The organism is Pontivivens nitratireducens (assembly GCF_014235845.1).
GTDB classification, from domain to species: Bacteria; Pseudomonadota; Alphaproteobacteria; order Rhodobacterales; family Rhodobacteraceae; genus Pontivivens; species Pontivivens nitratireducens.
The window spans coordinates 8,440-26,554 of the sequence record NZ_JACJUQ010000009.1 but is presented as its reverse complement, the minus strand read 5'-3'; the positions used below and the strand labels follow the sequence as shown (position 1 = coordinate 26,554).

At 64.9% G+C, this 18,115-nt stretch carries 3 protein-coding genes (1 of these 3 cut by a window edge); all 3 read left to right on the top strand.

The features are described from left to right. Tightly spaced (each overlapping or abutting the next), the 3 genes in view from H1S03_RS11250 to H1S03_RS11240 form a layout consistent with a single transcriptional unit that may run on beyond the window. Nucleotides 1-15,984, top strand: partial view of an LEPR-XLL domain-containing protein gene (locus H1S03_RS11250; protein ID WP_185804531.1) — the 3' portion only. The gene continues 15,831 nt to the left of window position 1, outside the view; 15,984 of the gene's 31,815 nt are visible here — the last part of the coding sequence; its start codon lies beyond the left edge, outside the window; its stop codon occupies nt 15,982-15,984. After that, nucleotides 15,981-16,262: a DUF3467 domain-containing protein gene (locus tag H1S03_RS11245; protein ID WP_185804530.1), complete on the top strand. Its 282-nt coding sequence runs from the start codon at nt 15,981-15,983 to the stop codon at nt 16,260-16,262. Before H1S03_RS11250 ends, H1S03_RS11245 begins: the two co-directional genes overlap by 4 nt. Beyond that, on the top strand, nt 16,259-18,115 hold the full coding sequence (locus H1S03_RS11240) for a GAF domain-containing protein (protein WP_185804529.1): 1,857 nt from the start codon (nt 16,259-16,261) through the stop codon (nt 18,113-18,115). Before H1S03_RS11245 ends, H1S03_RS11240 begins: the two co-directional genes overlap by 4 nt.

Below are 18,115 nucleotides of genomic sequence, written 5' to 3'. Positions count from 1 at the left end.
GCGCGCGCGACCTATGTGGCCTATAACACGATCAACGTGAAATCGGGCGCGGTGATGGAGAGCTATGGCTCCATGTTGCTGAACGCCGATCAGAACGCGGTGTTCGACACGGATTCCTTCGCCAAGGCGACAAGCTGGATTTCGGCGGCAACGGATGCCGTGGACGGATTGCTCGGCGGGTCGATGGCCGATCAGGACGACGGCGAATTGCTGGTCCGGGCCTATGGCAAGGTGGTGAATGACGGGATCGTGCGCACCGGTGCGTTCCGCCACAAGACGTTGATCATCGACAACCGGATCGTGGGCACGGGTGCGGATACGCGGCTGGAATACTACTCCTCCGGCTCCAGCCTGGTGCTGGGCGATCTGAACGGCGACGGGCGCAAGGATACCATCGCGGATCGTGCGATGGCGGCCTATGGCACCCGCGTGGCCAGCGATGTAGGCGACATTGCCTTCACTGCCGGAACCTCCAGCGTCAAGAGCAGCGCGCAGTTGGAGATCGAGCAGCTTCAGGCCGGCTTGGCCCAGTACGGCGACAACCCCGCGTTGAGCGCCAGCTACAGGGCCGCGATCACCGCGTTGGAGCAGCGGATGCTGGCGCTCGGCTTTGCCGAGATCCAGACGGCGAACGGGGTCGATACCATCGTGCCGTTGCAGCCCGAAATCCAGTTGATCACAATCGCCCCGCTGAAGGCCGAGGCCGGGCAGGTCCGTGTCTTTGGCAACCAGTTGTCGGGCAGCGGTCTGTTCGACACGCCCAAGGATGCGTCGATCCTGATCACCAACAACACCGAGGCCAGCATGGTCATAGAGGGGATCGAGATTCCCGAAACCAATGGCGGTCTGCTGTTCAACGGTGTGGACATGACCGCCAACAATGCCGGCACGACGCAAGGCACGCTGACCACGCAGATCAATGCCAAGATCACCGCCGCGACGCGCCACGTCTCGGACGTGACGATGGACGGTGATGCGATTTCGTTCAGCTATTCGCTGGAAACGCTGAACCTGTCGAATGACGTGCCCGATTTGCCGGACAACGTGTCGGCGGCGACGCGGGCCAGCTTTGACGCCGCGATAGATGAGAACAAGGGGCCGCGGGTCTATATCTCCGTCACCAATGACGTGCGGGCGATCAAGGCGACGCGGGAGGCAGCCTATCCCGGATTCTACGGCGACGATGCGCTGCCGCCGCAGGACGTTCTGATCCAGGGCGATATCGTCAACCGGCGTGGCATCGTCGGCATCTTCAACGACCGCTCGCCGGGGGCCTCGATCAGCCAGACGGGCGATATTCTGTCGCAATTCGCGGATATTGTCGCGACCGGCACCATCAGCATCAACGCGAAATACGCGGCCTATCTGGGCGGCGATCCCTATGGGGAGATCGTGGGCCTGACACCTGACGGCACGGGGGAGAGTGCGGGCAACGCATCCTCCATCGGCAACACGCTGACCGATGGCAGCCGCGGCTCGATCCAGGCGGAGCGGATCAACGTTTCGGGTGAATACATCAACGTCGCCGGTCTGGTGCAGGCGGGCAAGGCGGACTTCAAGGTGACGCTGGGGGCCAGCGAGCGCCAGCAGATCCTGAACGCCACGGCCGTGGTGACCGAAATCCGCAGCAGCAATTCCGACTTCCTGCTGCTGTACAACCGCGTGACGGGTGTTCTGTCCATCGAGGCGCTGGAACCGGCCGGGGGCCGGATCGAGATGAGCGGCAACGTGGTCAGCACCGGATCGGGCGTATTGCGCGCCTATTCGGGGTATCCGCAGGTCGAGGTCATCAACAACATGAACCTGGGCGATGCCATCGACATCGTGGTCAAGGGCATCGACGGTGCGACCCGTGGTCAGGGTGAGATCGTCATCAAGGACAAGACCCGCAACCAGTCGGGCGACGGCGATATCATCCGCAACGCCTACATCTACAAGAAGCTGGCCGACGGCACGCTGGAATACACCACCACCGACACGGTGACGAATGCCACCAGTGTGCACGATCTGGGCAACGGCAACAGCACGACCTTCGACACGTCGGCGGATTACCGCTATGGCTTCACCATCGGGCAGAGCGAGCAGACCAAGGTCATCTATCGCTTCGGCAAATCGGGGTGGCTGGGCATCGACTTTCTGGCGCAGGATCCCAGCCCCAGCAACATCGTCGAGGGGCCGACAACGCTCAGCTCGGAACTGCTGCCGAACTCGAACTACTTCTTCAAGCGGGCGGGCGATGCGTCGGATTACGCTTATTCCGCCATTGTTCAGGACGATCCCGATCTGGATGTTCCCGCGAAGCTGACCAAGAAATGGACCACCTCCACCTGGTACGGCAAGAAGACCTATTATCAGGAATGGACCGAGCTGTTCGGCAAGTTCACGTTGCACAACCACGATGTGAACGCCTCGCGCGACATTGCCATCGAGTTCATTCACAACGATGCCGCGAACATCACCATCGACGCGGGCAATTCCGACCTGATCGTCGGCGGCCTGATCCGCAACGACACCGGCACCACGACGCTGCGCACCACGGGAACGCTGACGACGCTGGGTTCGGCGGGGGGCAGCGGTCCGACGGTCAATGGCAAGGTGATCTCGCTGACCGGAACGGCGGGCGTGGGGTCCGCCACCGGGGCGTTTCTGACCAGCCTCGCCGATGGTGTGGCGGGATCGCGTCTGGACGTGACCTCCTCGGGCGACATCTCGGTTCTGGAAGCGACCGGCGACATGACAGTCGGCACGATCACCGGCGGTGGTCTGGTGACGCTGCGGGCGACAGGCTCGATCCTCGGCTTTGACGGCAACAACCGGGTGACGGGCGGATCGGTCACGATGATCTCCACCTCCGGAGCGGTCGGATCCTCGGCCACGCGGATCAATGTGGATACCGGCGATCTGGTCACCAGCCTGCTGAACGTCACCGCGAATGACGGCGTCTACGTGACGGAGGTCGCGGGCGACATGCGTGTGAACGCGATCAGCGCGGGCGGCGACGTCTACGTTGCGGTCAACAATGGCGATCTGCTGGACGGCAACCGCACGGAAACCCGTGACGAACGTGCCATGGAGGAACTGCGCGGCGCATGGGGCGCGGCCTCACTGACCGGCACCGCCGCGGCGGAGAAGGTTCAGGCCGCCAAGGATGAACTGATCCAGAGCAAGACGGATCAATATGCCACCTATTGGGCCTGGCGTTCGGTGCAGGACGATTACACCGTTCTGATCCCGGGGGAGGCGAATTACGACGCGGCGGCGCTCATCACGCTCAACGTGTCCGAGCAAGCCTATCTGGAACAGCAGTTCGAGGATGAGATCCGCGCGGCGGAACCCGATCTGACGGATGTGGAGGTCGCGGCGAAGGTCGCCGACGGTGTCGCGGCCCTGCGCGCCAGCCGCACCGAACAGTTCCGCGATCTGCACGCCACTTACGGTGGACTGACGACGGCATATGAAACGACCTACCGTGTCGCGCTGACACAGGCTGAATCCGACCGGATCGACGCCTCCATCAAGGTCTGGACCGAGGATGAACTGGTCAACGCGGTGGGTGCCGGGTTGCTGAAACCTGTCACCGACACGCAGAGCACCATTGAGGCGGACAACATTGTCGGCGCCGCCGTTACGCTGGATGTGGCGAACGGCACCATCGGGCGGACCGGGGGACAGGTTCTGATCACCCTGACCTCGGGCGCGTTGAGCGAGGACGACCGTTTGACGCTGGCCGCGGCGGAGCGGGACGACATGTATTTCCTGACGACCGAGCGGGTCGCCGCCACGGTCGATTTCGCGGGCGCTGACATGACCCGCAGCGGCGGCACATGGGATGCCGCATTCCGCGTCGGGCAGCGTATCCAGATCGAGGGGACGACCGCCAACGCGACCGAGGATGGCAAGCTCTACACCATTGCCAGCGTGTCGGACGATCGTCAGACGATCACCTTCACCGAAACCTTCGCACAGGCGGAATCCGCCCAGTCGGTACATGTCTCGGGCGTCAGCCTGGACCCGCGCGGCATCAGCGCGGAGACGAATATCAGTGTGGTGAATTCCGGCACCGCGATCCAATCGGCGGCGGGCACGTTCAGCGACTTCGAGATCGGGGACAAGATCCTGATTCAGGATCAGGTCGCCATGACCGCGCTGGAGGAGCAGACCTTCGTCGGCTCCGCCAATGTGGGGGACAAGGACAACCTGCTGATCGTCAGTGGAATTTCCGCCGATGGTTCCACCATGACCTTCGGTCAGGTGCAGGTGGACGGCACGACGCTGATGGATATCGCGACCCGCCCGTTGCATGACGAGGCCGCCAGCGGCGCCGATGTTGTGGTGGGCCAATGGGTCGATCTGTTCGCAGTTCAGGTGCAGGAGCGTGAGGATTTCGACCTCAACGCGGGCGGCATACTGAAGGTGACAGCGGGGGGGGAGACTTTCCTCGGCTCGGAAAAGGACGTGAAGCTGAACGTCATCACCGTGGACGGCGATCTGCGGGTCAAGACGGCGGGCAATATCGTGAACGCGCTGGGTGTGGCCGGGGCGACCAATGTTTCGGGCGATGATATCGTTCTGGAATCGGGCGGCGGGGCCATCGGTGCGAACACCGATACGGGCCGCATCTATATCAATACCTCCACCATCGGCAGCCTGACGGCGCGCGCGGCGAATGATATCGCGATCACGGAAGTGGACGGCGATCTGAGCCTCGGCACGATCTATTCACGCTCCGGCGATTTCGATCTGGTGGTGGATGGATCCGTCATTGACGGCGTCGGGACGGAGTTCGCGAACATCCAGGCCGGAAACATCAGCATCGAGGCTGGCGGGGCCATCGGCTCGGTCGCCAATGCGCTGGAATTCTACGCGACGAGTGACGGCCTCGTGACGTTGCACGCGGGCGGCGGCGACATCGTGGTGTTGGAGACGGAGAGCACGCTGAACCTGCGCAATGCCTACGCGACCGGCAATATCGAGATCAGGGCCGCAGGCTCGATTGCGGATGCGGTCGATCTGGTGGATGTGTCCGATCCGGACAGCGCGGATGCGGGCGGTCTGGCGGCGGTCGATGTCAGCGCGGGCGGCTCGATCCTGCTGGAATCGACGCTGGGCTTCATCGGTCTGGCGGGCAACGATATCGAGATCGACTCCAACCGCGGCAATGCGGCGGGAACCGGGACCGTGACGACCAAATCCGGCCAGAACCAGTACATCCGGGAGACGGTGGGCGACATCAACGTGGCCACCCTGGAAACCGATCTGGGCAAGACCGCCTTCATCGTTGCGACCTCCGGTGCGATCCTGAACGCGGCCGGGGTCGGCGTGTCCAACGTCAAGGGCGGGCGGGCTTACCTTTCGGCCACCGGGCATATCGGATCGGCGTCCAAGGCGCTGTATACCAAGGTCGGCACCTTGCAGGGCCTGTCGGTCAATGGCGGCGTCTGGCTGACCAATGACGGCGCGCTGTCGGTTGACGTCATCAACTCCGGCTTTGCGTTGCAGACGGCGGGCGATGCGGTGATCACCACCGAAAGCCCGGTAACGATCAGCGCGGACGTATCCGTCGCCGGAAACGCGCAATTCCTCGCCACGGAAACCGCGTCGGACGGCAACGATACCTTCACGTTGAAGTCGGGGGTTCATATCGACGTCACGGGCACGGTTCTGATCCGTGCGGGCGACGATGTGGTGACGGAGGCGGGATCGCTGATCACCGGCGCGTCCATCACGATCGAGGCGGATTACGACGATGCCGATGCCTTTGGCGGCGACATCACGATGGCCGGTCAGGTCATTGCGGAAACCGGCGGGATCCAGATCACCTCGAACGCGGCGGATGATGCCATCACCATGGCGGCAATCGGTGCGCTGGACGCGGGTGAGGCGGTCGTGACCGTCGCGGGCGGCACGGCGACGACGACCACGGCGGGCGCGGTGGCGGACACCTCGCAGCTCTATTCGCTGTGGGCCAAGACGGATATCACTATCCTGTCGGCCACCGGCGCGGACAGCATCGACATTGCCGGGCGCGTGCGGGCGGAGAACGACCTGATCATTGATCTGGGCGTCGGGGACGCGGCGACCGATGCCGCGACCTTCGGTGGCACGCTGGAGGCTGGCAATGCGTTGCACGTCACCGATACCGGCGCGGGGCGCACGGCCTTCGGCGTGACGGGCGACATGAGCGCGGCGACCATCACGCTTACCACTTCGGACGGGGACGATACCGTCACGATGGGCGGCAGCATCACGGCGAGCGGGGCGATCCTGATCGACACGAATGCAGGCTCGGATTCCGTCTCGACCGGGGGGGCCATGACCTCCACCGGCAGTTCGATCACCATTGATCTGGGCGCGGCGGACAGCGGCACGGAAAGCCTGATCCTGGGCGGCACCACGACCGCGAGCACCGCGATCACCATCAGCGATACCGGCGCGGGCCAGACCACGCTGAACGCGGGCGGATCGGTCAGCGCGGGCACGAGCCTGACGATTGTGACCTCGGACGGGGCGGATGATATCGACTTCGCCGGATCGCTGAGCGCGGCGGGCACGCTGACGCTCGACACGAATGCAGGCTCGGACGCGGTGGATTCCATCGACGGCGCGACAATCACCAGCACGACGGCGAATGTCCTGATCGATCTGGGCGCGGATGACAGCGGTGCGGAGGTCGTTTCGCTGGGCGGTGCGATCAACGCCGCCACGGATCTGACCGTGACCGATACGGGCGCCGGTTCGAGCAGCCTGACGGTCGGCGGGTCCATGATCTCGGGCGGAACGTTGAGCGTTCTGACCTCGGACGGGGCGGACATGCTGCGGTTCGAGGGGGCGCTGCAATCGGCGGCGGCTCTGACGATCAACACCGCGCGCGGCGGCGATCAGGTCACGACGGTGACGGGTGCGACCGTGACCAGCACCGGGGCGCAGGTCCTGATCGATCTGGGCGCGGCGGACAGCGGCGCGGAAACGGTGACGCTGGGCGGAACCGTTCAGGCAGCGACCAGCCTGACCATCAGCGATACCGGCGCGGGCCGGACCACGCTGACGGCGCAGGGCGCGCTGATCGCGGGCACCGTGCTGGATATCGACACCTCGGACGGGGCGGATCTGATCCGGTTCGAGGGCTCGTTGCAGGCGCAGGACGAGGTGACATTGCACAGTGCGGCGGGCGCGGATGACGTGACCTCCGTCAGTGGAACGGTGACCTCGGTCGCGGCCTCTGTCACGATTGATCTGGGGCAGGGCGACAGTGAGGCGGAAAGCCTGACCGTTCTGGGTCAGATCAGCGCCGCGACCACCGTCAGCATCAATGATGATGGGGCGGGCGATACCTCGACCTATACGATTACCGGCGGAATCTCCTCGGGCAGCCTGATCGAGTTCATCCTGGGCGATGGCGACGATACGGTGCTGCTGGACGGAGCGATGACAGCCAGCGAGCGGTTCGAACTGGACGCGGGCGAAGGCTCTGACGCGGTGACGGTTGCGCAAACGGGCGCGCTGATCGCGACCAATAGTGGCAGCGTGGACGCGGTGGTCGATATCGACTTTGGCGCGGATGATGCGGGTGACGAAAGCCTGACCGTCATGGGCGTGATTACCGGCAAGACCTCGGTGAACATTGCGAACACCGGCAGCGGCACCACCGACTTCGACAATTCCGGCACGATCCAATCGACGGAGGGCTTCGTGCTCTACGAGGGTGCCAAGGGCACGGATAGCGTGGTGAACACCGGTACGATCAGCGCCCAGACATCGCTGCGGATGTATCTGGATGCGAGCGACGACAGCCTGACGGTGACGGGCAGGGCGGAGGCCGATGCGGTGCTGCGCAGTGTGACGGATGAGGTTCGCGTCGATCTGGGTGTGAATGACGGGGCGGCCGAGACGGTCGCGTTGACCCACACGCTGATCAGTGCGGGCACGCAGGTCGTGATCTGGGATCGCGATGCGGGCACCACAGATATAGATATGCGCAACAGCACGATCAGCGCGGGCGACCGGGTCAATCTGGAACTGTCCGACGGGGTTGGAACGCTGGATCTGGTGAACGCCACGATTACCGGCGGCAATTATGTCGAAATCGACGGGCGTGCTGGCGATGACACCTATACCTTCGATCTGGACTCCGTCGTCTCCACCACTGTCAGCGGTGATGTGAACATCACCATGGGTGAGGGCGACGGCGCGACGGATACCGTCAACAATGATGGCCTGTTCAGTGCGGTGCGTGATGTGCGGATCAACGATCAGGGCGCGGGCAAGACGGTTCTGAACGTCACCGGCAACGGTCGGATTCTGGCCGGGCGTGATCTGGATATCCGCACCTCGGACGGTGAGGGGCGGATCACCTTTACCGATGCCACGCTGGACGCGGGTGACGATATCGTCCTGCTGACCGCATCAGGCCGCGATTTCGTGACCTTCCTGCGGGGCAGCGTGACGGCGGTGGACGCCGTGACCATCGACACGGGCGAGCGGGGCGTCACAGGCACCGACGACCGCGATCAGCTGCGGATTGAAAGCGCGAGCTGGGATGCCACGCGCATCGACATTGATCTGGGCGAAGACGACGACATGCTGTGGCTGCTCGACCCCGCAGCCTTTGACGGGATAGCCAGCATCGAGGGCGAGACCGGCGACGACCGGATCGAGATCGTGCGTCTGGATGCGCAAGCGGATGGCGACAGCCTGCTGATCGACGGCGGTGTCGGCTCCGACGATATCTTCCTGCAAACCTGGGGCTCGATCACCGGGGCGGCGGGTGCGAAGGATTATATCATCGACGTGCATGACAGCGGGGCCGCGAACGATGGCGCCGACACCATGCAGATCGACGGCACGGCGGAGGCGGATATCTTCCTTAGCCGTGGCAACTTCGCCGCGCTGATGCACGGGACCGAGGATCAGATCCGCAACAATGCCAGCGACCGCCCGCAAACGGTGGAGCGGATCAACTACGACACCTCGCTGAACGGGCGTCTGACGTTGTTCGGGCATGATGGCGACGATACGTTCATCTCTGACGACAATGCCACGATGATGACGATGGATGGCGGCAAGGGCGATGATCAGTTCCAGTTCGGCCAGATCTTCGGCAACAAGCCCAGCCATGAGTTCTTTGCCGACAACGGCATCGCGGCGGGCGACGATATCGACGCGCTGCTGACCACACGCGGCTGGCTGTCCAAGGGCATCCGCTTCGCCACCAACGCCAAGGGGGGGGAGGGCGCGGACACGTTCACCGTCTATTCCAACAAGGCGAAGCTGAAGCTGGAGGGCGAGGACGGCAACGACATCTTCATCGTGCGGGCCTTCGTCCTGCAGGGTGACGGGTCGGGTACCGCCGACAATCTGGTCGAGGTGCGCGGCGGAGTCGGCGACGACAACATCCAGTACAACGTCAACGCGCCTGTCGATATCGACGGCGGCGCGGGCTTCGACCGGGTGATCGTTCTGGGCACCGAGGAAGCTGACAACTTCGTGATCACATCCGAGGGCGTGTTCGGCGCGGGGCTGAACATCTCCGTCTCGGGTGCGGAGGAATCGATCGAGATCGACGGGTTGGAGGGGGACGACAACTTCTTCATCCTGTCCACCAGCGCCTTTGCTGTCACCAGCGTGATCGGCGGTCTGGGGTCGGATACGTTCACCGTCGCGGGTGACGTGACGGAGCGGATCATCTCCTCCGACATCGACGGGCGGTCGGGACTGATCAACCATCAGGGCGTGTCGGCCGACGATAGCTATGACGGTGTCTTCATCGCCGGGCTGGGAACGACCATCGCGGATCCGAACAAGGGTCAGGTGGTGATTTCCAACGATACCGGCACGACACCGGGTGAGCTGACCGTGGATGAGGCCGGGGGGAGCGACGTTTATACCGTGGTTCTGGCCGCCGCGCCGACCGCCGCCGTCTACGTGACGGTTTCGGCCGGTCGCGCCTCACTGCAGGATCGCGATCTGGCGGTGCCCTCCATCACCGGCACACCGGGGCTGTCGATCAGCGGGCAGACGATCACGCGGACCTCGGGCAGCTGGATCGCGGACGGCTTCGCGGATCATCACTCGATCACGCTGGGCGGCACCACGGACCTGGACAATGACGGCACATATCGCATCACCTCCATCACGGCGACGACCATCACGGTCGAAGGTGTGTTCGGCGGAGGGGATGAGGTTCTGGCGGCGGATGTCACCGCCACTGGCGGCATCGCGGACAGCGTGCGCGTATCCTCGAACGGCAGCGATTACGCCGATGCCATCGTCCTGACCTTCGACGTCAGCAACTGGAACGTCGCGCAGACCGTCACGGTCGAGGCGGCGCAGGACGCGGCGCAGGAGGGTCAGAAGCTGGTCCAGATCAGCCATGGCGTGCAGTCCGAGGACGCGAACTTCGATCAGGCGCAGGTCGAGAATGCGGAAGTCACCGTGCTGGACGATGACAAGCCGGAACTGCTGATCACGCAGACCGGCACCGATACCTATCTGCACGAGGGCGTCTCAGGCTCCGAAATCACGGACACCTACGACATTCGCCTGACACGCCAACCCAATCCGGGTGAGGTGGTGACGGTCACGTTGACCGATGACAGCAATTCCGGCGATCTGACCTATTCCAAGCGGGTGCTCAGCTTCGACGCGTCGAACTGGGATCAGGCACAGACCGTCACCGTAACGGCCAAGGCGGACGGCATCGTCGAGAACAGCGAGGGCATTCGGATCACCCACGCCGTGACCACCTCGGGCGGGGTCTATGACACCACGAGCGAAAGCTTCCTGGACGTGACGGTTTCGGATGGGGACAGCGCGGGCGTCATCGTGCGCGAAAGCAACGGTGACACCCTGATCATAGATCAAGCCGGAGAGACCGATACCTACACTCTGCGTCTGACCAAGGCGCCGACGCAGGATGTCGTGATCAACATCGCGGATGACGGCCAGACGCGGGTCGTCGCGGGCGGGCGTGTCGTGCTGAACCAGCTGGCGCTGTTCAGCGGGGCGTTGCAGTTCGTGCACGTGACGGACGGGCCGGATTATATCGTGCGCACGGATGGCGGGGATTTCCGCACCGACGGTTTTGCCATCGGTCAAAACTTCGACGTGACGGGCACGGCGGATAATAACGGCGCCTATGCGATCGGCGCGATTGTGCAGGACGGCAGCCGGATCGAACTGGCCGGCGGCATGACCGTCGCCACGGAAACCGGGGCCGCCACGCTCGACACCACGGTCGCGCAGGTGACGTTCACCACGGACAACTGGGATCAGGAGGTCACGGTCACGCTGGAGGCGGACCCGGACTTCGTGCCCGCCAGCCTGAGCTATGTGACCAAGGTGTTCGCGACCGAGCCGCACACCACCTCCAAGATCGCGGGACCGCTGATCATCGACGGCGGGCCGACCACGGGGCGTGAGATCCGCCATGCCGTGATGCTGCCGACGGAGCGTGACAGCGGGCCTCTCGACATCAACGTGGTGATCGACGAGACGCAGCAGACCGACCGCGTCTTCATCCACAACGACACCTCGGTGGCGGTGGATTCCGGCTTCATGCGCAATATCGTCGATGCGAACGGAATCTCGCGCACGCTGGTCAACGGACTGGGCATGGGCACGGGGACGCTGACCTTCAACGAGGGCACGCCGGATGCGCCGATCTTCAAGACCTATGATCGCGGCGTCAGCTTCCAGCAGATCGAAGTGACCGAGGTTCTGCTGGGTCAGGGCAACGATCAGTTCACCGTCGACGGCTCGAACGCCACGGCGGACGGGGTGACGGCACCGGCGATCACACTGCTGCACGGCGGTGGTGGGTCCGACCGGATCACCGTCAACGACATTACCGCCGATACGCTGTTCGTGGTCTATGGCGACACCGACACGGACGGCGCGCGCTATAATTGGGAGGGCGGCGCCGTGAACGGCAATGCTCTCAGCTTCGACGCGGTCAATGGCGGGGTGGGCTACGATGCCAACGACTTCGCGGATATCATTGATGCGAGCGGCGTGCAGAGCGCGGGCCTGACGATCTATGGCGGGGTCGGGGACGACACCATTACGGGTTCGCAAGGGGGCGACCATATCGCGGGCGGTTCGGGCGATGACCGGATCGACGGGCAGGGCGGCAACGACCACATCTACGGCGATGCAGGTTTCCGCGTCGAAGTTCTGAGCCGCGAATTGATCGTGGATAATTCCGTCAACATGACGCCGGAATTCGACAGCGCCGACACCCGCGCGCCGGGTGATGACAGCATCGACGGCGGCACGGGCGCGGATATCATCCTGGCCGACTATGGCTACATCCATCAGCTGGCCGGAACTCTGCGGTTGAGCACGACCGGCAATGTCAGCCGTGTGGAAAGCCGCACCTTTGACTTTGGCGGTGACGATACCGTCGCGGGCAACGAGGGTGCGGATATCGTCATGGGTGGCAAGGGCGCGGACCGCATCGATGTCGGTGCGGATGCGAACATCGCGTTCGGCGATCACGGCTATGTCGATTTCGACGGGGCCTACGCGGTGGCGATCGGTGGCCTGGCGGTCACGATCGGCGGCGAGGACTTCCTGTTCGGCGGCAGTGCGGCGGACATTCTGATGGGCGGCGCGGGCGATGACCGTGTGACGGCGGGCAACGGCACCAACATCGTGATCGGCGACTATGCCCGGATCGAGGGGACCGCGGGCGTGACCCCGACGGCAGGTTTGCCGATGGCGCTGACCTCCATCGTGGGAACGGATGTGGCCGCCGGCGGCGCGGACGTTCTGACAGGCGGCAGCGGCTACGACATCGTGATGGGCGGTCTGGGTTCCGACCGGATCCTGACGGATGGCGACGGCGCAACCTCGGATGCGGGGGATATCGTCGCGGGCGACTATGCCCGTCTGGTGTTCCGCACGGACATGGCAACGGACGCACGCCCGATCCTGACCTTTGCCGAAACCACGGACGAAACCGTCGGTGGTGTGGATGAGATCACCACCGGCGCAGGCGGCGATATCGTTCTGGGCGGCGCGCGTCAGGATACGATCCAACTGGGTGATGGCGACAACATCGCCATCGGTGACGCGGGCGTTCTGACGGGCTCCACCACGCTGGATCCGCTGTCCGGTGCCGCCCCGATCCGGCTGGAGCGGGCGGAAAGCCGTCGCAGTTCGCTGGCGGGCAACGATATCATCACGGCGGGTGCCGGGGCGGATATCGTCATCATGGGATCGGGCGACGATGCGTTCATCTCGACCGATGGTGGCGGCAGCTACAAGGGCGATATCGTCGCGGGCGACAATGCCGTGCTGACATTGCGTGAAGCCTCGGTCGGCGGGGTTTATATTCTGAACGTTGCGGCCAGTTTCGAAGATGCGGTCGGCGGCAACGACGTGATCGTGACGAAGGGCGGCGCGGACATCGTGATCGGTGGCGCGGGTTCCGACGACGTGACGGCGGGTGAGGGCGACAACATCGTGCTGGGCGATACCGGCACCTTGACCGGCAGCCTGACACAGACCCTCGGAGGGGGGGCGGCTCCGATCTCGCTGGTGCGGATCGTGACCGGCGATGTGGCGAATGCAGGATCGGACACAATCACCACCGGCTCTGGCTCGGATATCGTGGTGGGCGGTTCAAACTCGGACGAAGTGGTCTCGGACGGGGGCGCGAACATCGTCGTGGGTGACAATGCCGTGCTCGATTTCCGCGCCCTGACCGGGAGCGGGCGTTATATCCTGAGCGAGATCGCGACGGTGAATGCGGATCGCGGCGGGGCGGATATCATCCAGACCGGGGCCGGATCGGACATTGTGATCGGCGGCGCCGATGTGGATGAGCTGGACCTGGGCGCGGGCGACAACATCGCCATCGGCGACAGCGGCGTCCTGACCGGTAGCCTGACCGATACGGTCTATTCGGGAAGTGCTTCCATCGCGCTGGTCGAGGCGCGCAGCACCGACTTCACGATCGGTGGTGCGGACCAGATCATCACCGGTGAGGGGCGTGACATCGTCATCGGGGGCGCGGATGGCGACCGGATCATCACCGGCTATTCCGCCGCCGACATGGCCGATATCGTTCTGGGCGATGAGGGCCGTATCCAGGTTCGCGCGTTGGAGGCAGACGGCGATTACATCGTGACGCTGATGCAATCCCTCGCGCCGGAGACGGGCGGCGGTGACGTCATCATGACCATGGGCGGCTCCGATCTGGTGATCGGCGGCGTTGGCGGGGATGAGATCAGCCTGGGCGCGGGTGACAACATCGCGCTTGCCGATGCCGGCGCGCTGGTGGGTGAGGCGACAGGAATACCGGGTGCCGGAAACGCACCGATCCGGTTGAGCATGGCGATCAGCGATCAGGTCTCGCTGGGCGGGGCGGATTACGTCACCGCCGGCGATGGCGCGGATATCGTGATCGGCGGGGCCGGGGCGGATGTCTTGCAGCTCTATGCGACGGCGGCGGGCGATGCCTCCAACGTGGTTCTGGCGGATTCCGGCATTCTGCACCTGCGGACACTGGGCGTGGATGGCCGCTATATTGTCACCGACGCACAATCGCGCGGCACGACCGGCGCCGGAAACGATCAGGTGCTGACCGGGGATGGCGCGGACCTGATTATCGGTGGTCTGGGTGAGGACAATATCTCCGCCGGGGGTGGTGACAACGTGATCCTGGGCGACAACGGCCGGGCACGGGGCGGCAGCGGTGTCGTCGCGGCGAATGCGGTGCCCATCGCCTTGCAACTCGTCTCCAGCATAGATGAGACGCTGGGTACGAAGGACGTGATCGTCACCGGATCGGGTGCGGATATCATCATCGGCGGCATGGGCGACGACTATATCGAGGCGCATGGCAACAGCGCCGCCGATCTGGGCGATCTGGTGATCGGTGATGCCGGAACGGTCTCGCTGCGCACGACCGACACCGTTGGTGGCTGGGCTGTCCGCTTCGCCGGTGTGACGGCGAACGGGCTGGGCGGCGGTGACCTGATCTATGTCGGGGCAGGTGACGACCTGGTCGTCGGCGGCACCGGCGTCGATCTGATCGACACGGGAACCGGCGCGGACATCATTCTGGGCGATGAGGGACAGTTCATAGCCGACGCAGATGCCGGGGCACGCGCGGGTCAGGGCCTGATCATGGGCGCGGGCCGCGCGATCCTCGGCGGGGCTGTCGAGGCGGACAGCATCTTCATGGCGGACAGCACGGAGCGTTTGGCCGACCGGCGCGATGTAGACTTCGTGTTCGTGGCCAGCACTCTGACCGACTATGTCGATCCGCTGCCCGAGGGGATGGTGCGTTTGTCGTTCAACGGCCCAAGCACGCAACCAGTCGCACCGGTCGCGGCCAGAATTCAGGCCCGCTATGACGATCTGATGCCGATGGTCGAGCCTGCGATGGGGGCCACCGCCTTCGCGGAGATCGGGCTGGAGCGGCTCTCAGGCTTCGGCGCGCTGGACCTTGGCCTTAGCCGTGACCTGCTGCACGCCACACCGGAGGTCGAAGGCACGCGCCTCGATGCGCTGAGCGATGCGATCTGCGCGGCGGATCCGGGTCTGATGGCGACCTGCGGTGCAGAGGGTGGTGAGGTTATCGGCGGGCTGTCCGGTGAAACCGTCATCGAGCGCGGTCCACTGGCGCATATCACCCTCGACACGCGGGAGGACGGGGCGGTTCCCGCCTATGTCTTCAACGAGGAGACTGGCCGCTTCGAGGCGACGCAGATCCCGGTTCAATCGACCAATGGTGGGGCGGAGATCGCGCTGGAATTCTTTGACAGCGACGGCACCTTGTTTGCCTATGTCGATGACATGGGTGGTTTGTGGATCGTCAGCGGTGAGGACGCGCCCCGCGCCGATGCCCCCCCGGTGGAGGAGACCCCGGACCTCGACGATGCGGACTGGCTGATCGAGGATACGATGGGGGGTGTTGCCCTTGTCGCGGCGGGCGTTACGGTGGCGTCGCAACGCAGGGAGCGAACGAAGCGATGAACGAAGGCACTTCCGCCGGCACGGTTGACTGGAACGATGACGACATGGCGACCAATTTCGCCAATGTCGTCAACATTCAGGGCACACGCGAACAGATCGAGCTGTTCTTTGGCACCAATCGGACCTGGAATCTGGGGGATGGGTCGAATGTGCGTGTCGATCTGACCAACCGTATGATCCTGACACCGCATGCGGCCAAAAGGCTCAATTCGATCCTGACCGGTGTGCTGCGCGAATACGAGACGCGGCACGGTCCGCTGAGCGCCGACGAACCGTGACCGCCGAGACCCGCATCGCGGAGGGGGTCGAGAGCCCCTGGCGGGCGCTGGTCACGGCGGAGGGGTTGCACGATGCGGCCACGGCGTGGACCGCTCTGATGCTGGCCCGGGTCGAGGATATGCCCGGTGCCGCCCCGGTCGCCTGCAGCGTTTTCCTGATGCGCGACGGATCGCCCGTATTGATCGGCACCACGCCCGAGGCTCGCAGCCCCGGTTCCGAAATGATCTCCGCCGCCAGATCTGCCCACGATCAGGGCAGGGCGGTCGTGCGGGGCAGGATGCCCGAGCAGGGACAGGCCGGGGCCGTTGCCGCCGCCGTTCCGCTGGAGGTTGACGGAACCGTTCTGGGGCTGGTCGGGCTGGAGATGCGACCCGCGGACAGGGGCATCCTGTCCCACACGATGCGCAATCTGCAATGGGGTGCCGCCTGGATGCGCGACGCGATGCGGGCCGAGCAATCGCGCGCAGATGCGAAGCGGCATGAGCAGGCGGTCCATGCGCTCAACGCTGTCGTCACGGTGGCGGAGCGGGAGGCCTTTCCGACCGCGGCCCGCGCGGCGGTCACCGACCTTGCCACGCGGTTCGGGTGCGATCGGGTCTCGCTCGGGCTGCGGCGGTTTGGGCGCACGCGGGTCGCGGCGGTCAGCCACTCCGCCCAGTTTTCCCGCCGCATGGCCCTGATCCGGCAGCTCGCCGGAGCGATGGATGAGGCGGTGGACCAGCGTGCCACCGTTCTGTGGCCCGATGAGACGGAGGTCGTGATGGCGACCCGCGCCCATGCCCAGCTGGGGCAGGCGGAGGGGGCGGGCCATATCTTCACTGTGCCGCTCTGGGCGCGGGATGCCTTTGTCGGGGCCATCACGTTCGAGCGGCCCGTCGACAATCCCTTCGCGCAGGACGAACTGGACATGCTGGAGGCCGTCGCCACGGTCATCGCGCCGGTGCTGGAGGAAAAGCGCCGCGCCGATCGCTGGATCATCACCAAGGCGGGCGAGGTGGTGCGCACCCAGTTCGCGCGGCTGGTGGGGCCGGGCTATCTGGGGCGCAAGGCGCTGCTCGCGATACTGGTTCTGCTGGTCGCGACCTTCTGGCTGTTGCGCGCCGATTACCGCATCAGCGCGGATGCGCGGGTGGAGGGGGCGGTGCAGCGCATCGTGGCGCCGGCCTTTGACGGCTTCGTGGCGGAGGCCCCCGTCAGGCCGGGGGATCGTGTGGCGCAGGGTGACCTGCTGGTCCGGCTCGACGATCGGGAACTGGCGCTGGAACGCTTGCGTCTGGTCACGGCGCGGGCGCGCCAACAGATCGAGTTCGACAGCGCCGTCGCCGCGCGCGACCGCGCCGAAACCCGGATCCGCGCCAGTCAGATCGAACAGGCGGACGCGCAGATCGCGCTGATCGACGAACAGGTCGAGCGAACGCGGATGCGCGCCCCGTTCGACGGTCTGATCGTGTCAGGCGATCTGAGCCAGTCGATAGGCTCCGCCGTGGATCGGGGGGAGCCGTTGCTGTCCATCGCGCCCGATGGCGAATACCGCGTCATTCTGGATGTGGACGAGCGCCAGATCCGCGACGTCGAGGTCGGCCAGACCGGTGAGTTGCGCGTCACCGCCCTGCCCGAGACGACCTTTCCGTTCGAGATCACGGCCATCACTCCCGTGGCCCGCTACCGCGACGGCCAGACCGTGTTCGAGGTCAAGGCGACCCCCTCGGGCGATCTGAGCGCCCTGCGTCCGGGGATGGAGGGGGCGGGCCGTCTGCTGATCGACACCGACCGCCGCGTGATCGCGATCTGGTCGCGCCCGATCCGCGACTGGACGCGGCTGAAGCTGTGGCAGATGGGACTGGTGGAGTAG